The organism is Streptomyces sp. NPDC088261 (assembly GCF_044740805.1).
GTDB lineage: Bacteria > Actinomycetota > Actinomycetes > Streptomycetales > Streptomycetaceae > Streptomyces.
Genome location: NZ_JBIURL010000017.1, coordinates 113,675 through 134,881, shown reverse-complemented (window position 1 = coordinate 134,881; position 21,207 = coordinate 113,675). Strand labels below are relative to the sequence as shown.

The following is a 21,207-nucleotide window of genomic DNA, read 5'->3' as shown; positions in this document are numbered from 1 at the left end:
CAGGTGTCTGTGGCTGACTTGTCTGGGCTGGGCATGGCTGCCTGCGGCTAACTACTACTGATCTACTAGTTTCTACTAGACTAGTAGATCGACGCATGCTCGCAGCTCAGGCCTCAGGTGTCTGTGGCTGACTTGTCTGGGCTGGGCATGGCTGCCTGCGGCTAACTACTACTGATCTACTAGTTTCTACTAGACTAGTAGATCGACGCAGGCCCGGTAGACTCCAGCGGAAGTAGAGGAAGCGACTTGGGAGGCGTGGGCTACGACGTTCGTGACCCAGAATGTCTCTGTGACCGATCAGTACTACGAGGATGCCTACCGGAGCTGGCGCAGCTCTCTCCATACGCTCATGTCCGATGCGTCGTGTTTGGCGCTGTGGCAGGAGCGACGCTTCGGGTTCGCTCACTCGGTTGGAAGCCTGCTGTGTGGGCCGGCCGGAGACTCCCCCGGCGTCACCGGTGCAGTCCTCTACGGAGTGTTCATCCCCGGAACGGGACTCTGCTACGTAGGGCAAACCCAAGAGGCGGATCGCCGTCTACGCGATCTGCCTGTCGGGGAGAGTCACCACCTGGCCAACACTATTCCGCCTGAACTGTGGGAGAGGGTGGTCGTCGTACAGTGGCCGGCGCTTCTTGAAAAGACTCCCGCCGAAGAACAGGCCGCCGCCGCGGAGCTGGGCTCCCTCATCTGTGGCCTTGCACTGGAACACATGCTGCAACTTGCCACCACACCACCTCTGAACAGCCGCCGTCGGCACCGCGACGGTGACTGGCGCCCGAGGAACCAGGCACAGAGCCGTTCCCGTGGCGCGAACCACTCGGCAGCTCTACCAGGGCTGTGGCGCTTGACATGGGAAGCGTGGAGCGACCTGAGCGCACGCAAGGTCCCGCCGAACGGCGAATCGGTTCTGACCACTAGCGCCGGCCGTGTCGTCTTTCCAGCGACGGCCCATGAGTCACCCCAGCATTGACAACCTGTACAGGGTGCCCGTTTGGGGACAAGCCTGCGCCCGGCTTCTTGGATGCCCGCGGAACAAGATTCGGACATTCGTAGTGTGTAGGCCTCGTGTTGAATCCCGGTGACGGCTCGCCCTATAGCATGTGTCACGCAGCCCTCGGGACCAGGTGAGTTGTCGGCACAGCTTGGTCAGCCACCCGGCCCCTGCTGGCCAAGGGTCCCCGACCCGCCCCCTTTCGTGAAAATTTGAAGGGATGCCCTCATGCCTGCCCCGCACAGGTGGAAGCCTTCCGGAGGCGTGGAGTTGGCCTCTTCGGTGTGGTGCTCGTACCAAGGTTGATGCAGCATGTCGGAACCTCGCCGTGCTCGGTACTTCCCGCTGTGCAAAGCACCAAGGGCTTTGATCGCCTTACGGAGTAGCGAAGCGGAAGGCTGCCGAGGCCGAGAAGAACGCCGTGAAGCGCCGACGAAAGTAACTGAACGGCCCGGACTTCCAAGGTGAGTCCGTGCATTGCGATGCTGGCACGGGGGTCACGTATGGATCGGGTAGGTACAACGGCGCGCAAGCTCCTCCGCGACAGGGAATCAGGAGTGGGACGAGAACCGCCCAGAGCTCAAGGCCATTGAACTCGGCCCCACTCAGGTGGTGCCAGAGCACGGCGGCTCCGCACCGGCGGTACGAACCGCGACTCGGGAGTCGATCTTCTGAGCGGGCCGGAGCCGTGTCAGGTCTCCAGGGCGGTTGCTGTGAGGCGGAAGCCCAGGCGGGTGTAGACGCGGGCCACTTGGGGGTCCGTGGCGCCCAGGAAGATGGTGTGGGCCTCGCGGGTGCGGGCCTCGTGGATCAGGGCCGCGGTGACCGCCAGGGCCAGGCCCCGGCGGCGGGCCGCGGGGAGGGTGGCGACCGCGCAGATCTCGGTGATTCCGTCCACCACTCCCGGGAGCAGGCCCGAGCTGACGGCGACGCCGTCCTCCACCGCCGCGACCAGGGTGGTGCTGCCCTCGCGGATGCGGCGGGCCATGAGGGCCGTCTCGGGGGCGTGGCGTGTCTGTGCCTCCGGCAGGTCCGCCGGGCCCACGTCGCCCACCTGGGTGCCCAGGTGCGCGAAGGACAGGTAGGCGGTGGCCACCGCGCTGGGCAGCCACGGGGCGTCCGGCGCGAGGGTCACGACCTGGACCCCTGGTGGGATCAGGTCGGCCAGGGGCGGGGTGGGGGCCTCCTCGGGGAGTATCAGCAGCGGGCAGGGCGTGACCGGCAGGCCCGCTTCCTCCACCGCCGGACGCAGGCCCGGCGCCGACTCGTGGACCCACTCGAAGCTCTCGGGGACGCCCAGTTCGCGCTGACGCGCCCGGACGGCCGCGACGTCCGCCGCGGTGACGGGCCGGCCCCGCCAGCCCCGGGTCGGGCGGGCATGGAGCGGTCTGCCCCCGTCCTCCCGTACGAACAGGGTCAGCGCTCCGAAGTCCTCGGCCCGGCCGATCCGGCGGGGCAGGGTGTCGCGGTACCGGTCGACCCGGTCGAGCGGGCCGCGTGGGGCTGTCGGGTGGTGTGTCACCTCGGAAGCACATCACCGGGTCACCGTCCCGGACCAGTGATTTACGCGGTACGGCGCGTCAGAAGCGCCACCGCGTCTGGCGGTACGGCGCCTTGCCGAAGCCGAAGGCCGTCCGCGGCGGCCCCTCGTGGACCACGGCCGCGTTCCCCGGTCGCCCGCGAAGCCGCCGTCCCGTACGTCGAAGTGCCACCCGGCGCCGTACTCCGCCTCCCACGCCCGGGCCGGCGCCGTCAGGCGCGCCTCGTCCGCCACGCGGACCGCCGTACCCCCGACCACCAGGTCGCAGCCCCCCGGCGAGGGCGTTCGTGCCGGTCGTCAGGACCACCTCCGGGTTCCGGGCGAGGTTCCGGCTCTCGCGCTCCTCGGCGCCGGTGCGGAAGGACAGCGCGCCGTCCGGCCGCACCGCCGGCAGCGGGGTGACGTGCGGGCGGCCCCCGGGCCGTACCGTCGTCAGCCGGAACAGCTCCGTCGACGTCAGCTTCCCGACCACGTTTCCGGCCGCGCCGCACGCGGCCGGTCCCGCCTCCCCGCCCTGCGGTTACGCTCGATCCCCTCAGCTTGATCGGGAACGCTGGCGGGAACGCGGACGGGAGACGGCGACATGACGATGCCGGGGCGCAGGAGCAGTATCTTCACCCGTCTGCTCCGCCACGGCTTCACCGATCCGTCCGGCGCCGAGCGGCTTCTCGACGTCCCGGAGATGGCGACCGTACGGTCCGACCCGCTGTTCCTCGACGCGCTCGGCGCCACCGCCGACCCCGATTTGGCCCTGCGCGGTCTCGTACGGCTCATCGAGGCGGCCAACCCGGGGGAGCGGCGGGTCCTGCTGGACACCCTGCTCACCGCCAAGCCCCTCCGGGACCGGCTGCTCGGCGTGCTCGGCGCGTCCGAGGCGCTCGGCGACCACCTGGCCAGGCACCCGCACGACTGGCACGTCCTGGTGACGTACGAGTCGTCGGACCTGCACCCCGGGGTCGAGGAGTTCGAGCGCGGGCTCGCCGACGCCACCGACCCCGTCTCCCTGCGCATCGCCTACCGCCGCTGCCTGCTGGCCATCGCGGCCCGGGACGTCTGCGGCACGATCGACATCGCCCAGACCGCCGCCGAACTCGCCGACCTGGCCACCGCGACCCTCCGCGCCGCCCTCGCGATCGCGCGCGCCGCCGCGCCCGAGGACGCGGCCGCCTGCCGGCTCGCGGTCATCGCGATGGGCAAGTGCGGCGGCCACGAGCTGAACTACATCTCCGACGTGGACGTGATCTTCGTTGGCGGGCTCCCCGAGGCCCCCGCCGGGACGATGGAGAACGGCGAGGACGGGAGCGCCGGCCTCAACACCGACGAGGGCAAGGCCGTCCAGGCCGCCACCCGCCTCGCCTCCCACCTCATGCGCATCTGCTCCGAGACCACCGTTGAGGGCTCCATCTGGCCCGTCGACGCCAACCTCCGCCCGGAGGGCCGCAACGGCCCCCTCGTCCGCACCCTGAGCAGCCACCTCGCCTACTACCAGCGCTGGGCCAAGACCTGGGAGTTCCAGGCCCTCCTCAAGGCCCGCGCGGTCGCCGGGGACGTACCGCTCGGCGCCGAGTACATCGACGCCGTCTCGCCCCTCGTCTGGCAGGCCGCCGACCGCGAGCACTTCGTCCCCGACGTGCAGAAGATGCGCCGCCGCGTCGTGGACAACATCCCCGCCGCCCAGCTCGACCGCGAGCTGAAGCTCGGCCCCGGCGGTCTGCGCGACGTCGAATTCGCCGTCCAGCTCCTCCAGTTGGTGCACGGCAGGGGCGACACCTCCCTCCGCAGCGGCTCCACGCTCGACGCGCTGGGCGCGCTGGCCGCCGGCGGTTACGTGGGCAGGGCGGACGCGGCCCAACTGGACGACGCCTACCGCTTCCTGCGCTCCATGGAGCACCGCATCCAGCTCCACCGGCTGCGCCGCACCCACCTGGTCCCCGAGGACGAGGCCGACCTGCGCCGCCTCGGCCGCTCCCTCGGCCTGCGCGGCGACCCGGTCGTGGAGCTCAACAGGGCCTGGAAACGGCACGCTTCGGTCGTCCGGCGGCTGCACGAGAAGATCTTCTACCGGCCCCTGCTCGACGCCGTCGCCCAACTCGCCCCCGGCGAGACCCGGTTGAGTACGAAGGCGGCCCGCCAGCGCCTCGAAGCGCTCGGGTACGCCGACCCGGCCGCCGCCCTGCGCCACCTGGAGGCCCTGTCGTCCGGGGTGAGCCGCAAGGCCGCGATCCAGCGGACGCTGCTCCCCGTGCTGCTCGGCTGGTTCGCCGACTCCGCCGACCCCGACGCCGGTCTGCTCGGCTTCCGGAAGGTGTCCGACGCGCTCGGCAAGACGCCGTGGTACCTGCGGCTGCTCCGCGACGAGGGCGCGGCGGCCGAGAACCTGGCGCGGGTGCTGTCCGCCGGCCGCCTCGCCCCCGACCTGCTGCTCCGCGCCCCCGAGTCGGTCGCGATCCTCGGCGACCCCCACGGGCTCGTGCCGCACGGCCGCGCCCACCTCGAACAGGAGGTCATCGCCGCGATCGGCCGCGCGGAGACCGCCGACGGCGCCGTCGCGACGGCCCGCGGGATGCGCCGCCGCGAGCTGTTCCGTACCACGGCCGCCGACATCATCGGCTCGTACGGCACCGAGGAGAGCCCCGCCGAGGAGGACCCGGGCGCGCTGGTCGACCGGGTCGGCAACGCCCTCACCGACCTCAACGCCGCCACCCTCGCCGGCGCCCTGCGCGCCGCCGTCCGCGGCCGCTGGGGCGACACCCTCCCCACCAGGTTCGCCGTCATCGGCATGGGCAGGTTCGGCGGCCACGAGATGGGGTACGGCTCCGACGCGGACGTCGTCTTCGTCCACGAACCCCGCGAGGGCGTCGACGAGCAGGAAGCGGCCCAGGCGGCGAACGCCGTGGTCGCCGAGATGCGCCGCCTCCTCGAAGTCCCCAGCTCGGAACCGCCGTTGCTGATCGACGCCGACCTGCGCCCCGAGGGCAAGAGCGGCCCCATGGTCCGTACCCTCGCCTCCTACGCCGCGTACTACCGGCGCTGGTCACTGGTCTGGGAGAGCCAGGCCCTGCTGCGCGCCGAACCGATGGCGGGCGACGCGGACCTCGGCCGCCGCTTCGTCGAGCTGATCGACCCGCTGCGCTACCCGGCCGAGGGCCTGGCCGAGGACGCCGCGCGCGAGATCCGCCGCCTCAAGGCGCGGATGGAGACGGAACGGCTGCCGAGGGGCGCCGACCCGACCCTGCACACCAAGCTGGGCCGGGGCGGGCTCTCGGACGTCGAGTGGACGATCCAGCTGCTTCAGATGAGGCACGCCTGGGCGGTGCCGGGCCTGCGGACCACCCGGACCCGCCGGGCGCTGGCGGCGGCACGGGAGGCCGGGCTGATGTCGGCGGAGGACGCGCAGACCCTGGACGACGCGTGGGTCCTGGCGACCCGGGTCAGGAACGGCGTGATGCTCGTACGGGGCAGGCCCGGCGACACCTTCCCGTCGGACGGCCGCGAGCTGGGCGCGATGGGGCGTTACCTGGGGTACGGGGCGGGGCCCACGCGGGGCCAGACGCTGGAGGTGCACAGCGGGGACATGCTGGACGACTACCGCAGGACGACGCGCCGGGCGCGCGGGGTGATGGAGAGGCTGTTCTACGGGGCGGAGTGAGCCCCGCCGCCGGGCGTCGTACGCGACCCCTGCTTCTTCTTCGGCCGCCGCCCGTCCACGTAACGCGGCAGGTGGTAGGGGAGCGAGCCGTACCAGAGGTACGAGACGGTGAAGCCGAACGCCAGGCACACCAGGCCCCCCGCCGCGTCGAGCCAGAAGTGGTTCGCGGTGGCGACGATCACCAGCAGCGTCACCACGGGGTAGAGCAGCCCGAGGATCCGCACCCACGGGACCCGGCACAGCGCGAAGATCGTCAGCCCCGACCAGGTCGACCAGCCGATGTGCATCGACGGCATGGCCGCGTACTGGTTCGACACGGTCTTGAGGTTGTCCGAGGACAGCGAGCCCCACGTGTGGTGCAGGGAGACGGTGTCGATGAAGTGGCCGTTGGTCATCAGCCGGGGCGGCGCGAGCGGGAACAGGTAGTAGCCGAGCAGGGCCACGACGGTGGTCGCCAGCAGGACCAGGCGGGCCGCCGAGTAGCGCCCCGGATGGCTGCGGAACAGCCAGATCAGCACGCCGAGGGTGATGATGAAGTGCAGGGTGGCGTAGTAGTAGTTCATCCCTACGATGAGCCACGTCACGGAATTGACGCCGTGGTTGACGGCCCGCTCGAAACCGAGCCCCAGCAGGCGTTCCGCGTGCCAGATCCGGTCGGCGTTCTCCAGGGCCTTCTCGCGCTGTTCGGGTACGGCGTTGCGGATCAGTGAGTAGATCCAGTAACTCACCGCGATCAGCAGGATTTCGAACCAGAGGCGGGGCTTGCGGGGTGTCCGGAGCCGCCGGATGAACGTGTGCATCTCCACCGGTTCGGTTTCCGTGTCCCTCGCTGTGTCTGTCGTGTCAGCCACCTCGTCGGTGAAGGACGACGAGCCGGCCCTTCGGGCCGTCTGCGCCTTCACGGTCGATTCACCCATAGCGAGGAGTCTGCCAGATCTGGACTCCCCGACCGATCATCCCCCGGTCGGGTCGGTCCCGCATTCGCTGCGTCTCGCGGACGACGTCCGGACGTCTTGCGGACGACGGCCGGGAGGTCTCGCGGACGAGGGCCGGACGCCCCACCGACGAGGGCCGGGACCTCCTACGGACGGCGTCCGGGCCCCGACGCCGTCGAGCCGCGGACCACCAGCTCGGGCATGAAGACGAACTCGCTGTGGGGGGCGGGGGTGCCCCCGATCTCCTCCAGGAGCGTACGGACCGCGGCCTGGCCCATCGACGGCACCGGCTTGCGGACCGTGGTGAGCGGCGGGTCCGTGAAGGCTATGAGGGGGGAGTCGTCGAAACCGACGACCGAGAGGTCCCGCGGCACGTCCAGGCCCAGGCGCCGCCCGGCCCTGATCGCGCCGAGCGCCATCATGTCGCTCGCGCACACCACCGCCGTACAGCCCCGTTCGATGAGGGCGGTGGCCGCCGCCTGACCACCCTCCAGAGTGAACAGCGACTGCTGGATCAGCTCGTCCGTCCCGGCCGGCGACAGACCGAGCAGCTCGTGGACCGTGGCCCGGAACCCCTCGATCTTGCGCAGCACCGGCACGAACCGCTCCGGCCCCACCGCCAGGCCGATCCGGTGGTGCCCCAGCGAGACGAGGTGCGTCACGGCGAGCCGTACGGCGGCCCGGTCGTCGGGCGAGATGAAGGGGGCCCGCACCTTCGGCGAGAAGCCGTCCACCAGGACGAACGGCACCCCCTGGGCGCGCAGCTTCTCGTACCGCCGCATGTCCGCCGACGTGTCGGCGTGCAGCCCGGAGACGAAGATGATGCCGGAGACGTCCCGCTCGACCAGCATCTCGGTCAGCTCGTCCTCGGTGGAGCCGCCGGGGGTCTGGGTCGCCAGGACGGGGGTGTACCCCTGACGGGTGAGCGCCTGGCCTATCACCTGGGCGAGGGCCGGGAAGATCGGGTTCTCCAGCTCCGGGGTGATCAGGCCGACCAGCCCCGCGCTGCGCCGGCGGAGGCGTACGGGGCGCTCGTACCCGAGGACGTCGAGTGCGGCGAGTACGGATTCGCGGGTGGCCGCGGCAACCCCGGGCTTGCCGTTCAGAACGCGGCTGACCGTCGCTTCGCTGACCCCCGCCTGGGCTGCGATGTCGGCAAGCCGTGCGGTCATGGGAGTGGACTGTACCGGTGGTTCACCGGATTGCCCACCGGACGGCCGGGGAGCGGGCGCACCCCCCGTTCTGCAAGATCTTGCGAAACCTTTCTGCCCTGTCCGTGCCGGGCTTCCGCACCCCGTCAGGTCCCACTGGCCCATGCCGTAGGGGCACTTGTCGCTCTCACCGGTTCTCGCGGAAATCTTCCGCAAGGTCTTTCGGGCTTCTTGCAACGCTGTTACCTTCACGTCCGACCCGGAGCCGCAACGGAGCGGTACGGCAGTTGAAGGAGTTCGGATGCGACGTGGCATAACGGCCACAGCCCTGGCCGTGACCCTGGCCCTCGCCGTGACCGCGTGCGGTGGTGACGACACGTCGGACGGCGGCAAGAGTGCCGGGGGTGAACTGTCGGGGAAGGTCACCTGGTGGGACACGTCGACCGTCGGCAGCGAGGACAAGGTCTTCAAGCAGCTCGCCGAGGGCTTCGAGAAACTGCATCCCAAGGTCGACGTCGTGTACGTCAACGTGCCCTTCGGCGACGCCCAGAACAAGTTCAAGAACGCCGCGCAGGCGGACTCCGGCGCCCCCGACGTCATCCGCTCCGAGGTCGCCTGGACACCCGAGTTCGCCGACCTGGGCTACCTCGCGCCCCTGGACGGCACCCCGGCGCTCAAGGACGAGAAGGACTTCCTGCCGCAGGCCGCCGCCTCCACCCGCTACGCCGACAAGACCTACGCCGTGCCGCAGGTCATCGACTCCATGGGCATCTTCTACAACAAGAAGATCTTCAAGGAGGCGGGGGTCGAAGTCCCCGCGAGCGTGGACGAGTTGAAGACGACCGCCAAGACGATCAAGAGCAAGACCGGGAAGACGGGGCTCTACCTGCGCGGCGACGACGCGTACTGGTTCCTGTCCTTCCTGTACGGCGAGGGCGGCAACCTCGTGGACGCCGACAGCAAGACCGTCACGGTCGACAACGCCGCCGGCGTCAAGGCCCTGACCGTCGTCAAGGACCTGGTCGACTCCGGCGCCGCCCAGACCGACGCCACGGACGGCTGGGAGAACATGCAGGCCGCGTTCAAGGACGGCAAGGTCGCCATGATGATCAACGGTCCGTGGGCCGTCACCGACACGTACGGCGGCGCGCAGTTCAAGGACAGGGCCAACCTCGGCATCGCGCCCGTCCCCGCCGGATCCGCCGCGCAGGGCGCGCCCCAGGGCGGCCACAACCTCGCCGTGTACGCGGGCTCCAAGAACCTGGACGCCTCGTACGCCTTCACCGAGTACATGACGTCCGCGGAGAGCCAGACGCAGGTCGCCCAGAAGTTGAGCCTGCTGCCCACCCGTACTTCCGTCTACACCCGGCCCGGAGTCGCGGACAACGAGATCGTCGGCTTCTTCAAGCCCGTCGTGGACAAGGCCGTCGAGCGCCCCTGGATCCCGGAGACCGGCAGCCTCTTCGCGCCGCTCGTCACCGAGTACACCAAGGTCCTCACCGGCCAGACCACTCCGGAGAAGGGCGCCTCCGCCACCGGGGACGCGTACCGCAAGCTGCTCAAGGGCTGGAAGTAACAGGAAGGCGGGCCGGCTGATGGCCGTCCAGACCGGCCGGTCGGTGGCGAGGACCCCGGGCGAGCACACCGCCCGCGGGCCCCGCCGCGGCACCGGCACCCCCTCCGGCGGGCTCCGCCGCGCCGTCTCCACGCACTGGTACGCGTGGGCCATGGTCGCCCCGGTCGTCGCCGTGATCGGCGTGATCATCGGGTATCCGCTGGTACGGGGCGTCTACTTGTCGCTCACCGACGCCAACGAGCGCAACGTCGCACGCCACATCGGCGTCAACAACCTGCCCGCCACCTACGAGTTCGTCGGACTCGACAACTACCGGGCGGCCCTGACGGGGGATCAGTTCCTCTCCACCCTCGGCTGGACGCTGGTGTGGACGGTGTCCTGCGTCGCCGTCACCTTCGCGCTGGGCCTGGGCCTCGCCACGCTCCTCAACCGCCGCATCGCGGGCCGCTCGGTCTACCGGATGCTGCTGATCCTGCCCTGGGCCGTCCCGGGCTTCGTCTCCGTCTTCGCCTGGCGCTTCCTCTACAACGAGGACCGCGGGCTTCTCAACAAACTGCTCGCCGGCGGCGGTATCGACGCCGTGCCCTGGCTCAACGACCCGGCCTGGGCCAAGTTCTCGGTCATCGCCGTGAACATCTGGCTCGGGGTGCCGTTCATGATGGTCGCCCTGCTCGGCGGGCTCCAGTCGATCTCCGGCGAGATGTACGAGGCGGCCGAGATGGACGGCGCCAACGCCTGGCAGCGCTTCGCGCACATCACCCTGCCGGGGCTGCGGCCCGTCAGCACGACCGTGATCCTGCTCTCCACCATCTGGACGTTCAACATGTTCCCGGTGATCTTCCTGCTGACGCGCGGCGGACCCGGCGAGGCCACCCAGATCCTCGTCACGCAGGCGTACAAGTTCTCCTTCGAGATCAGCCCCCGCGACTACGCGCAGTCCTCCACCTGGGGCGTGCTGATCCTCGTCCTGCTGATGCTCTTCGCCGCGCTCTACCGGCGCGTCCTCCGCAACCAGGGAGACAGCTGGTGACCCTCGCCGCCCCCGACACCGCGACCGACACCCCGTCCGCCGCCGCGCGGGTCACCGCCGTGCCCCGCACCGGTCACCGGAACCGCCGCTCCCCCCTGGCCTCCGTAGCGCTGCACACCACCCTCGTCGTCGCCTCGGTGATCGCGGTCTTCCCCGTCCTGTGGGTCCTGCTGACCTCGCTCAAGCCCCCCGCGTACGCCACCACCACGGACTTCTTCAAGGACCCGACCTTCGCGAACTACACCGGGCTGCTGCGCGACACCCCGTTCCTGACGTGGTTCGGCAACTCGCTGGTCATCGCCGGACTCACCACCGTGCTCGGCGTCTTCGTCGCCGCCACCACCGGCTACGCCGTCAGCCGCTTCCGCTTCCCCGGCAAGCGCGGGCTGATGTGGACGCTGCTGGTCACCCAGATGTTCCCGGTCGCCGTCCTCATCGTGCCGATCTACAACATCATGGCCGGGCTCGGGCTGCTCAACGACCCGGTCGGCCTGGTGATCACGTACCTCACCATCGCCGTGCCGTTCTGCGCCTGGATGATGAAGGGCTTCTTCGACACCATCCCCCGCGAGATCGACGAGTCCGGCATGGTCGACGGGCTCACACCCTTCGGCACCTTCTGGCGGCTCGTCCTGCCGCTCGCCAAACCGGGGCTCGCGGTGACCGCCTTCTACTCCTTCATCACCGCGTGGGGCGAGGTCGCCTACGCCTCCGCGTTCATGGTCGGCGACGACAATCTCACCCTCGCCGGCGGCCTCCAGAAGTTCGTCAACCAGTACGGGGCCCAGTGGGGCCCGATGTCCGCCGCGTCCGTACTGATCGCCGTGCCCGCCGCGCTGGTCTTCCTCTTCGCCCAGCGCCATCTCGTCACCGGCATGTCCGCCGGTGCGGTGAAGGGCTGACCCCGTGCGGGGCCGCCCGCTCGCCGCACCTCCCGGACACCTCTCCGCACCCCTCAGAGACTCCAGGAACCACATGACCCAGCACCTCACCGCCCCCTCCGCCCCCTCCGCCCGCCCGGCCGCCAGGACGTCCGACGACGCGCGGGGCCACCGCCCGGGCTGGTGGCGGGACGCGGTGATCTACCAGGTCTACCCCCGCAGTTTCGCCGACGCGAACGGCGACGCGATGGGCGACCTCGACGGGGTACGCCGCCGGCTCCCGTACCTCAAGGACCTCGGGGTCGACGCCGTCTGGCTCAGCCCGTTCTACGCCTCCCCGCAGGCCGACGCGGGCTACGACGTGGCCGACTACCGCGCCATCGACCCGATGTTCGGCACCCTGCGCGACGCCGACGCGCTGATCGGGGATGCGCACGATCTGGGCCTGCGGATCATCGTGGACGTGGTGCCCAACCACTCGTCCGTGGCGCACGACTGGTTCAGGCGCGCCCTGCGCGAGGGCCCCGGGTCCGCCCTGCGGGCCCGCTACCACTTCCGCCCCGGCAAGGGCGCCCACGGTGAACTGCCGCCCAACGACTGGCAGTCCGTCTTCGGCGGCCCCGCCTGGACCCGGACCACCGACCCCGACGGCACCCCCGGCGACTGGTACCTGCACCTCTTCGCCCCCGAACAGCCCGACTTCGACTGGACGCACCCCGCCGTCGCCGACGAGTTCCGCTCGATCCTGCGCTTCTGGCTGGACATGGGCGTGGACGGCTTCCGTATCGACGTCGCCCACGGACTGGTCAAGGCCGACGGCCTCCCCGACCTCGGCGGGGACGCCCAACTCCGGCTGCTCGCCAACGAGATCACGCCGTTCTTCGACCAGGACGGCGTCCACGAGATCTACCGGCAGTGGCGCACGATCCTGGAGGAGTACCCGGACGAGCGCATCGCCGTCGCCGAGGCCTGGACGCGGACCGTGGAGCGCACCGCGCGGTACGTACGCCCCGACGAACTGCACCAGGCCTTCAACTTCCAGTACCTCGCCACCTCCTGGGACGGCGACGCGCTGCGCGAGGTCATCGACGCCTCGCTCGCCGCGATGCGGCCCGTCGGCGCCCCCGCCACCTGGGTGCTCTCCAACCACGACGTCACCCGCCACGCCACCCGCTTCGCCGGGCCGCCCTTCGCGGGCACCCAGACGCGCGAGCCCGGCGACCGTGAACTGGGCCTGCGGCGGGCCCGCGCCGCGACGCTGCTCATGCTGGCGCTGCCCGGATCCGCGTACGTCTACCAGGGCGAGGAACTGGGCCTGCCCGACGTCACCGACCTGCCCGACGAGGCCAGGCAGGACCCGTCGTTCTTCCGCGCGGACGGCCAGGACGGCTTCCGCGACGGCTGCCGGGTCCCCCTCCCCTGGACACGCGAGGGGAGTTCGTACGGCTTCGGCAGCGCGGGCAGCTGGCTGCCGCAGCCGGCGGGCTGGGGCGAGCTGAGCGTCGAGGCGCAGACCGGCGACCCGACCTCGACCCTGGAGCTGTACCGCGCCGCGCTGGCCGTCCGGCGCGAGCATCCCGGGCTCGGGGCCGGGGACTCGGTGGCGTGGCAGGACACGCCCCCGGGTGTGCTGGCCTTCACCCGGGACGGCTTCGCCTGCACGGTCAACACCACCTCGGAGCCGGTACGGATCCCCGTACCGGGCCGGCTCCTGCTGTCGAGCGGCCCGGTGACGCCCGACGGCACCCACGCCGACCTGCCGCCGGACACGACGGCGTGGTGGACGCTCTGACCGGAGCCGGCGCCGGAGCCGTACCCCTGGCCGCACCCGCACCCGTCCCCCCGAACCGCACCACACCGTAAGGAGCCTTGAGGGCAGAGCGCGTCGCCACGCGAGGCCGCACCACCGTCACCCGCACACCCCCACCAGTGCTGGAGGAACCATGGTCCGCAGATCTCTCGCCGCCGCGCTCGCCCTCGGGGCGGCCGCCACCGCCCTCGCGGTCCCCGCCGGGACCGCGCAGGCCGTCCCGCCGGGCACCAAGGACGTCACCGCCGTCCTCTTCGAGTGGACGTTCGCGTCCGTCGCCAAGGCGTGCACGGACACCCTCGGCCCGGCCGGGTACGGATACGTCCAGGTCTCGCCGCCCCAGGAGCACATCCAGGGCGGCCAGTGGTGGACCTCGTACCAGCCGGTCAGCTACCGGATCGCCGGCCGCCTCGGCGACCGCGCCGCCTTCTCGGCCATGGTCGGCACCTGCCACGCGGCCGGGGTCAAGGTCGTCGCCGACAGCGTCATCAACCACATGGCCGCCGGCGACGGCACCGGCACCGGCGGCTCCCCGTACACCAAGTACACGTATCCCGGCATCTATTCGGGCGCCGACCTGGACGACTGCCGTGCCCAGATCAGCAACTACCAGGACCGGGCGAACGTACAGAACTGCGAACTCGTCGGCCTCGCGGACCTGGACACCGGTGAACCGTACGTACGCGGCCGGATCGCCGCGTACCTCAACGACCTGCTCTCGCTCGGTGTCGACGGCTTCCGCGTCGACGCGGCCAAGCACATGCCGGCCGGCGACCTCGCCGACATCAAGAGCCGGCTGACCAACCCCGGCGCCTACTGGAAGCAGGAGGTCATCTACGGCGCGGGGGAGGCGATATCGCCCGACGAGTACCTCAACACCGGTGACGTACAGGAGTTCCGGTACGGGCGCAGCCTCAAGCAGGTCTTCAACAACGAGAACCTCGCCTACCTGAAGAACTACGGCGAGGGCTGGGCCTTCATGCGGGGCGACAAGGCGGCCGTCTTCGTCGACAACCACGACACCGAGCGCGGCGGCGACACCCTCAGCTACAAGGACGGCGCCAACTACACCCTCGCCAACGTCTTCATGCTGGCCTGGCCCTACGGCTCACCCGACATCAACTCCGGTTACGAGTTCACCGACCGGGACGCCGGACCGCCCAACGGCGGCACGGTCAGGGCCTGTTACAGCGACGGCTGGAAGTGCCAGCACGCCTGGCGGGAGATCGCCTCCATGGTCGCCTTCCGCAACACCACCCGGGGCCAGGCCGTCACCCGGTGGTGGGACAACGGCGGCGACCAGATCGCGTTCGGCCGGGGGACGAAGGGGTACGTGGCCCTCAACCACGAAGGCTCCGCGCTGACCCGTACGTTCGAGACCTCGCTGCCCGCGGGGAACTACTGCGACGTCCAGAGCGGCCGGCGGGTCACCGTCGACAGCGCCGGGCGGTTCACGGCAACGCTCGGCTCCAACACGGCCGTTGCCCTCCACACGGGCGCCAGGAACTGCTGACACCCGGCACCTGAACGGGCGCGGCGGGGCCGTTTGATACGGATCTTGTAACGGACCCCGCCGCGTCCGTGTGAACCGCGCGCGGCGGGAAATCAGAGGGGTATGACGTCCACCGACGTGCAACCGGAACAGAGCCAGCACAAGCCCCGCCCGGCGGGGCTGTCCTGGTGGAGCAAGCTGCTCATCACCCTCGTCGCCGTCGCGGCGCTGCTCTTCGCCGGCAGCAAGCTGGACCTGATCCCCGGGTTCGGCGACGTCTTCGGCAGCGAGACGAAGGACCGGACGGGCCCGACCCTGCTCCAGTCCATGCAGGACCTCGACCGCTACGAAGCCGCCTCGGGCAACTTCCAGGTGGTCGTGGACCTGGAGAAGGACGCCAAGTACCTGCCCGACGCCATCCGCGGCACCCGTACCCTCTACGTCGGCGCCGGTACGGTCAGCGCCTACGTGGACTTCGGCGGCATCGGCGAGAACAGCGTCACCACGGACAAGGAACGGACCATGGCGACGATCCGGCTGCCGCACGCGCAGCTGGGCAAGCCCGCGCTCGACCCCGACCGCTCCTACGCCGTCTCCAAGCAGCGGGGTCTGCTGGACCGGCTCGGTGACCTGTTCTCGGACAACGCGGCGAGCGAGCGGGCCGTGAACCAGCTGGCCGCCAAGCACATCGGGGAGGCGGCCAAGGACAGCGAACTGGCCGACCGCGCCGAGAAGAACACCACCAGCATGCTGGAGGGCCTGCTGCGGTCCCTCGGCTTCACCCAGGTCACCGTCGTCTACGGCACCAGCTGATCCCGGGCCGCGACCTTCTACGGGAGGCGCTGGCCCGGCAGTCGCGCAGCCAGCCCCATGAGCCGGCCGAGCAGATCGCCGAACGGGCCCTCGGCCGGCTCGTCGGCGACGATCCGCAGCAGGATCGCCGCCATCTCCGCGTCGTACGCGGCGCTCACCGCGGCGAGCGCGGCGAAGTCGTGCACAAGCTGCAACTCCAGCTCGGCGCGCGGGATACGGCGCCCGTCCAGCCAGATCAGCGCGGTCGACTCGGCGAGCGACACCCAGGACCGGACCACCAGATGGAGCCGCGCGGGCGGGGTCGTCACGTCCAGGTGGGACAGGATCTGTACGTACGCGGCCTGCCGCACCTCGTCGATCATCGCGTTCGCCGTCGAGGAACCCACCGCCGGGCCGCCGCGCATCAGCGCGGAGAAGCCGGGACCGTGCTCCTCCACGAAGTCGAAGAACCGCCCCATGACCCGCGACAGCCGGGCCCCGAGCGGTCCTTCCCTCGGCTCCACGAACCGCTCGGCCAACTCGTCGGCCGCCCGGCGCAGCGCCGCCTCGTACAGACTCTGCTTGCCGGGGAAGTAGTGGTAGACGAGGGGGCGGGAGATGCCGGCCGCGGCGGCGATCTCGTCGATCGAGACGTCCTCGGGGGAGCGGTGGCTGAACAGGTCCAGCGCGACACCGATCAGCTGTCGCTTCCGCTCTTCGACGCCCATCCTGCGGCGCACCCCGGTCGTCATACGAACAGCCTAACGGGCACGCTCCCCGGGGCGTCGATTACGCTGCCGGTCCATGACCTCAACTGACCCGGACCAGCCGACAGAGACACCCGCCGAGGGTCCGGCGTCCGGTCCGGCACGCGAACTGACGCCCCGTCAGGCGCGCGCCCTGCGGGTCACGCTGGCGTCGGTGCTGCTGGTCGCGATGGCCGTGCTGCTGGCCGTACGGCTCGCGGACCGCACGTCGGTCCTGGTGGTCGGGGTGTACGGGCTGGCGATGGTCCTGTGCGGCGTGGTGATCGAGCTGAGCCGCAACGGCCGTACCCGCCTGGGCACTTGGCTGCTGGCGGTGTGCCTGCTGTCGGCGCTGGGCGCGGACTGGCTGCTGCCGTAGGACGGGGGGCCGCGCCCGGTGACGGCGTACGGCCCCGGCCCGCCCTTCCGGCGCGGCTGTACGTCCCGGTCACCGCAGCGCCCCCACCGACCCGCCGCCCTCCACGGCCCCCTTCAACTCGGCCCGCGCGCCCGCCGAGGCCCGTACCGCCAGCATCCGCCCCTTGGCGGTACCCTTCACCCCGCCCGACACCGCCAGCGACCTGAACTCCTCGCTGCCCGCCGCCAGGACGTACCACCGGCCGCCCCGGGACTTCCAGAGCACCCCGGCCAGCACCGCACGCGGCTCCCGCGCCCCGCACGCGGGCGAGTCCTCCGCGCGGGCCGCGATCGCCCCCGCCGGCGCGGGCTTCGTGGCCGACGGGGGCTGGAACTGCGCCAGCACCCGGCTCCCCGTACCCCGCCAGGTCTCCGCGCGGGTGCACAGCCACTCCGCCGTGCCGTTCGCCTCCGGCAGCGTCTGGCGCGCGAACGCCCAGGAGTTCACCGACCGCACCCCGTGCGAGCGGACCGTGGGCAGCAGGCACGCGGTCCTGGCCCACACCACCCGGTCCTGGGCGCTCGACACGTCCGAGGGGGACGACGGCGGCCCGGACGTCAGCCGCGCCGGTGTCAGCTCGCCGAGGTCCGTGAGCAGCCGGTCGTGGGACCCGTCCCGGACGTCGAGGGTGTCCCAGGACCCGCAGTCGCGGGCCGTCGCCGGGCTGTCCATCGGGTCCGTCACCCCGTCCGCGTCCCGTCCCAGCGGCCGGGCGGGCGCCTCGGGGTCGCGCAGATCCCGTACGGACGTACGGGTCACCCAAGGCGCCGTCAGGAAGCGGACGTCGCTGTCCGAACGCGCCAGCACCAGCGCCCCGGAGGCGGACCCGTCCGCGCCGTCGACCCGGGCGAAGTCCAGCCCCGCCGCGCCCCCGCCGTCCGTCGCCTCGGCGTACCGCACGACCCGCAGGCCGTCGTACAGCAGCACCACCCGCACGGCGTCGACCCGGCCCGCGTACAGCAACTGCGGTGGTCCCATGGGCGGTCCCGACGGGGTCCCGGGGGTCGCGGAGACCTGTACGGTACGGCCCGGCCGCGCCCAGACCGCCAGCGCCCGCCGCAGCAGCCCCGTGTCACCGGCCAGCGCGCCCCGGGTGGGCCAGGCGGAGAAGTCGGTACGGGCGGAGCCCTCCCAGAAGGCGGGCGCGACCCGGCGCACCTTCGCCGGGTCGAGGGCGGCCTGGGCCATGGGGTTGCGGGCGTACGAGGGGGCCGCCGCACCCCCGGGCCCCCAGCCGTCCCCCGGCAGCCCGAGGAACGCCGCGCAGACGAGCAGGGCGGCGGTCGCGGCGAGCGCGGCCTTCGCGTGCTGGCGCCTGCGCATCAGGTCGGTGGGCCTGGCCTGGAGCGAGCAGGGGTCGAACTCGGCCGACCGCAGCAGCGCGCCGCTCTCCGGCGTCTCGGCGGCGACCGCCCGGGCGAGCGCGCCCGCCGGGTCGTCCGCCCCGGCCGCGCCGAGCGTGCGCTCCACGTCGGCGTCCGCCAGCCCCTCCAGGCCGCGCAGGACGAACGCGGCCCTGGCCGGCCCGGAGAGGGCGGAGAGCCGCTGGTCGAGGGCGAGTTCGTCGGCCCCGCCGGAGCGCGGGAAGAGCCGCAGGCCCCACACGCGCGGCAGCACCGGCGGCAGTTGGGCACGGCGGGGCCGGGCGAGGCGCAGCAGCGGGCGGCCGGCGTCGAGGGCCTGGCGCAGCACGCGGGCGCGTACGTACGTGTACCCGGGGTTCCGCGCCCCGCCGGGGCCGCCTCCGCCGTCCGCCCGGCGCGGTCCGGGGAGCACGCTGTCCACGGTGGCGGTACGGCCGCGGGGCAGCGAGCGCTGGACGAGCGCGTGCGCGGTCAGGACGCGCCGGTTGCGGCCGAGCGACGGGGGGAGGACGAGATAGGCGATCCGTACCAGACGGGGGTAGTGCTCGACCAGCGCCGCCTCCGCCTGGTCGACGTCGACGGGGCCGGCGGTGGGGGCGGCGGCCGTGGCGGTGGCGGCGGCGGGGGCGGTGACGGAGTCGTGTGGGCGCACGTGCAGCAGAACGAGCGATTGGTCCGATGGTCACCCCGGGATCTGCCGCGCACCCCGGAATGAGTCATTCCGCTCATTCCGTTTATTCCGTCCCCGGCCCCACGGAGGCGCGTTCGACAGGGCACGATGGGCCGCATGCGTACGGAACGAGCAGGCGTGGCGATAGCGGTCCTGGCCCTGGCCCTGACGGCGGGCTGCGGCGCGAACGACGACAAGGCTCCCCAGGTGCCGAAGACGGCGACGGGGAGCCTCGAACAGCTCGCCTCGAAGGCGAAGTGCGAGCCCAACATCTCGACGGACGCCGCCGAGCTGCGGCAGGCCAACTGCGTGACCGGGGACGGGAAGTACGTCCTGGCGACCTTCGCCACCGACCGCGGCCAGCGCGAGTGGATCAACGAGGCCAAGGACTACGGCGGTTCGTACCTCGTCGGCCGGAAGTGGGTCGTGGTCGGCGAGGCGGCCGTGGTCGCCACGGTGCGTGGCCGGCTGGGCGGGGAGGTGGAAACGGGCTCGTCCCACCACGCGCGGAACGGTGGTGGGACGAGTGCCGATCCGTCCGGTCATGACATGAGTGACATGCCCGGCATGGGAGGGATGGACGGCATGGACGGTATGGAGGACATGCCGTCCACGCCCTGACCGGCGTGAGGGTGCCGACGACGTCGGGCCGGGTGCCTCAGCGGCACGTGGTCCCGGCGTTGAGGCAGCTCACCATCTTGTTCATGATCCGGGTGTCGAACACGTTGATGAAGTCACCGTGGTCGGTCACCGGCTTGTGCAGCTGCTCCGGGAAGGAGTCGACCGCGAAGCCTGGGCCCGGCGGGACGCGGTAGACGATCCGCTGCTGGAGCTGCGGGATCGCCTTGAACCCGTTCTGGCAACGGCCGTTGGCGTCGGCGAAGGCCACGTGGGTGCGGTGGTTCGCACTGTCGGTGTTCTGGCCGTCCCAGCAGCTCTGGAAATTGAATGTACGGACCACCTTGCTGCCGCGCGGGCAGATCGGGTATTTGTCCTTGAGCTGGCGGTTCTCGAATCCGGTGCAACTCCACGACGCGTTGGCGTTCGCGTTTCCGTTGACGAAGGCCTTGGCGTCACCCGTGATGATCCGCAGGAAGCGGGGCATCGCGACGACCTTGGAGGTCGGGTTGCCGACAAATTTCAGAGTCACCTCGTTGGGCGTCTGAATCTTTCCGGCATTTCCTTCCTTGCCGCCGCCGTCCGCGTTGACGTCGAACTCGGCCTGGCCGTTCTGGAGACGGAGCACCGGCCAGTAGTAAGTCGACTTGTCGCCCTGATTGCGGCAGCTGGTGGCGGCCGCGGCGAGCGCGTCGTCACTGGCGAAGGCGTTGTTGCCCTGATTCCCGACATAATCGTGCATGTGGTGGGCGCCGTTGCTCACACCCGGCGCGACAATGACGTTGTCGGAATTATACTTCTTGTTCTTGTTCACCCCGCATGAGGTGATGAACGAACCCCGGGACGCCTGGCGCAGCGTGCGCGGCTTCACCACGTTCGGCCGGACCGACCGGATGTTGACGAAGTCCGAGGCGTCCGGGCCGTTGCCGCCCTGGCCGGCCGCCGGGGGCGCGCTGGCGCTGGGACTGGCCTGGCCGTTGTCCCCGGCGCCCGCGTCCTGGCCCTCGGCCGGGGCGCTCTCGGCGGCGGACGGGGCCGGGGAAGCGGCAGGGTCCTGCGCCGCCTGCGCCCGCAGGGTGCACGGCGCGAGGGCGTCGAGGCCCTGCGGCTGCTGGCCGCCGGCGCCGGTGATCGCCGCGGAGATCTTGCCGAAGCTCTCCAGGCGCTTGTCCTTCAACGGATTGAGAATCGCATTGTCGGCAACGGTGGGGTCCTGCTCGATCTGTGCCTTCTGATCGGCGAACTTCTGGTAAGCCTCGGTGATCTGGCTGTCGATCCCGGCCAGCTCCTGGTCGACCGCCGCACGGGCCGCCTCCGGCACGTCCGTGATGGCGTTGGCCACTTCCGGGCAGTCGATGGTCGACATCTGCTGCGCGGCATTCTCGGCCTGGGCCGGGGGCTGCTTGTCCTTCGACCAGCCCTCACCCGCGGATGCGTAGAAATTGGCCGCTATCAGCCCACCCCCGCCCAGGAGCAAGGCAGCCGTGGCGGCAATCGCCCGGTTTGCCACTGTGGAACGTTTTCTTCTCGCTGTGCGTGACATG

The 21,207-nt window shown here is 71.2% G+C and carries 15 protein-coding genes and 2 pseudogenes; 10 read left to right on the top strand and 7 right to left on the bottom strand.

All coding sequences use genetic code 11. The annotated features are described in order from the left end of the window. Positions 1-289: 289 nt before the first annotated feature. Positions 290-970, top strand: a complete 681-nt coding sequence (locus tag ACIODU_RS27755; protein WP_401770759.1) for a hypothetical protein — start codon at positions 290-292, stop codon at positions 968-970. Positions 971-1,682: 712 nt separating this feature from the next. Here ACIODU_RS27755 and ACIODU_RS27750 read toward each other — a convergent pair. Then, positions 1,683-2,513: a GNAT family N-acetyltransferase gene (locus ACIODU_RS27750; protein WP_401770757.1), complete on the bottom strand. Its 831-nt coding sequence runs from the start codon at positions 2,511-2,513 to the stop codon at positions 1,683-1,685. A gap of 58 nt (positions 2,514-2,571) precedes the next feature. Then, positions 2,572-2,991 (bottom strand): annotated as a pseudogene (locus ACIODU_RS27745) (pyridoxamine 5'-phosphate oxidase family protein); the annotation flags it as partial. A gap of 123 nt (positions 2,992-3,114) precedes the next feature. On the opposite strand from ACIODU_RS27745, the gene ACIODU_RS27740 reads away from it, so the two are divergent. Further along, the gene (locus tag ACIODU_RS27740) at positions 3,115-6,180 is read left to right on the top strand and encodes a bifunctional [glutamine synthetase] adenylyltransferase/[glutamine synthetase]-adenylyl-L-tyrosine phosphorylase (protein WP_401770754.1); all 3,066 of its coding nucleotides are present in this window, start codon (positions 3,115-3,117) and stop codon (positions 6,178-6,180) included. On the opposite strand, the gene ACIODU_RS27735 is transcribed toward ACIODU_RS27740, so the two are convergent. After that, positions 6,165-7,097 (bottom strand): phosphatase PAP2 family protein, encoded by a 933-nt coding sequence (locus tag ACIODU_RS27735; RefSeq protein ID WP_401770751.1) that lies wholly within the window; start codon positions 7,095-7,097, stop codon positions 6,165-6,167. The two genes, ACIODU_RS27740 and ACIODU_RS27735, sit on opposite strands and share 16 nt — an antisense overlap. A 164-nt stretch (positions 7,098-7,261) precedes the next feature. Continuing rightward, the gene (locus ACIODU_RS27730) at positions 7,262-8,287 is read right to left on the bottom strand and encodes a LacI family DNA-binding transcriptional regulator (protein WP_356430357.1); all 1,026 of its coding nucleotides are present in this window, start codon (positions 8,285-8,287) and stop codon (positions 7,262-7,264) included. Positions 8,288-8,567: 280 nt separating this feature from the next. On the opposite strand from ACIODU_RS27730, the gene ACIODU_RS27725 reads away from it, so the two are divergent. From ACIODU_RS27725 to ACIODU_RS27700, 6 genes and pseudogenes are all read left to right on the top strand, one after another. Next, on the top strand, positions 8,568-9,842 hold the full coding sequence (locus ACIODU_RS27725) for an extracellular solute-binding protein (protein ID WP_401770749.1): 1,275 nt from the start codon (positions 8,568-8,570) through the stop codon (positions 9,840-9,842). Between the two features lie 19 nt (positions 9,843-9,861). Beyond that, positions 9,862-10,872: a carbohydrate ABC transporter permease gene (locus ACIODU_RS27720; protein ID WP_401770746.1), complete on the top strand. Its 1,011-nt coding sequence runs from the start codon at positions 9,862-9,864 to the stop codon at positions 10,870-10,872. After that, a complete protein-coding gene (locus ACIODU_RS27715) occupies positions 10,788-11,774 on the top strand; it encodes a sugar ABC transporter permease (RefSeq protein WP_401770836.1) in 987 nt (328 codons plus the stop codon). The genes ACIODU_RS27720 and ACIODU_RS27715 overlap by 85 nt, the downstream gene beginning before the upstream one ends. A 73-nt stretch (positions 11,775-11,847) precedes the next feature. Then, positions 11,848-13,545 (top strand): glycoside hydrolase family 13 protein, encoded by a 1,698-nt coding sequence (locus ACIODU_RS27710; protein WP_401770744.1) that lies wholly within the window; start codon positions 11,848-11,850, stop codon positions 13,543-13,545. Between the two features lie 151 nt (positions 13,546-13,696). Beyond that, a pseudogene (locus tag ACIODU_RS27705) lies at positions 13,697-15,073 on the top strand (alpha-amylase family protein); the annotation flags it as partial. Positions 15,074-15,178: 105 nt separating this feature from the next. After that, positions 15,179-15,868, top strand: a complete 690-nt coding sequence (locus ACIODU_RS27700) for a DUF4230 domain-containing protein (RefSeq protein WP_356430345.1) — start codon at positions 15,179-15,181, stop codon at positions 15,866-15,868. Between the two features lie 17 nt (positions 15,869-15,885). On the opposite strand, the gene ACIODU_RS27695 is transcribed toward ACIODU_RS27700, so the two are convergent. Next, positions 15,886-16,599 carry a TetR/AcrR family transcriptional regulator gene (locus tag ACIODU_RS27695; RefSeq protein ID WP_356430342.1) on the bottom strand — a complete coding sequence of 238 codons (714 nt, stop codon included), beginning with the start codon at positions 16,597-16,599 and terminating at the stop codon, positions 15,886-15,888. Between the two features lie 52 nt (positions 16,600-16,651). Between ACIODU_RS27695 and ACIODU_RS27690 the strand changes: the two genes are divergently transcribed. After that, the gene (locus ACIODU_RS27690; RefSeq protein WP_401770742.1) at positions 16,652-16,972 is read left to right on the top strand and encodes a hypothetical protein; all 321 of its coding nucleotides are present in this window, start codon (positions 16,652-16,654) and stop codon (positions 16,970-16,972) included. Between the two features lie 69 nt (positions 16,973-17,041). Here ACIODU_RS27690 and ACIODU_RS27685 read toward each other — a convergent pair whose 3' ends face one another. After that, the gene (locus ACIODU_RS27685) at positions 17,042-19,027 is read right to left on the bottom strand and encodes a hypothetical protein (RefSeq protein WP_401770740.1); all 1,986 of its coding nucleotides are present in this window, start codon (positions 19,025-19,027) and stop codon (positions 17,042-17,044) included. A gap of 135 nt (positions 19,028-19,162) precedes the next feature. Here ACIODU_RS27685 and ACIODU_RS27680 point away from each other — a divergent pair, with 135 nt between their 5' ends. Beyond that, on the top strand, positions 19,163-19,666 hold the full coding sequence (locus tag ACIODU_RS27680; protein ID WP_401770739.1) for a hypothetical protein: 504 nt from the start codon (positions 19,163-19,165) through the stop codon (positions 19,664-19,666). A gap of 37 nt (positions 19,667-19,703) precedes the next feature. Here the strand turns inward: ACIODU_RS27680 and ACIODU_RS27675 are convergent, their stop codons facing one another. Next, positions 19,704-21,206 (bottom strand): DUF1996 domain-containing protein, encoded by a 1,503-nt coding sequence (locus ACIODU_RS27675; protein WP_356430334.1) that lies wholly within the window; start codon positions 21,204-21,206, stop codon positions 19,704-19,706. Position 21,207: the final 1 nt, after the last annotated feature.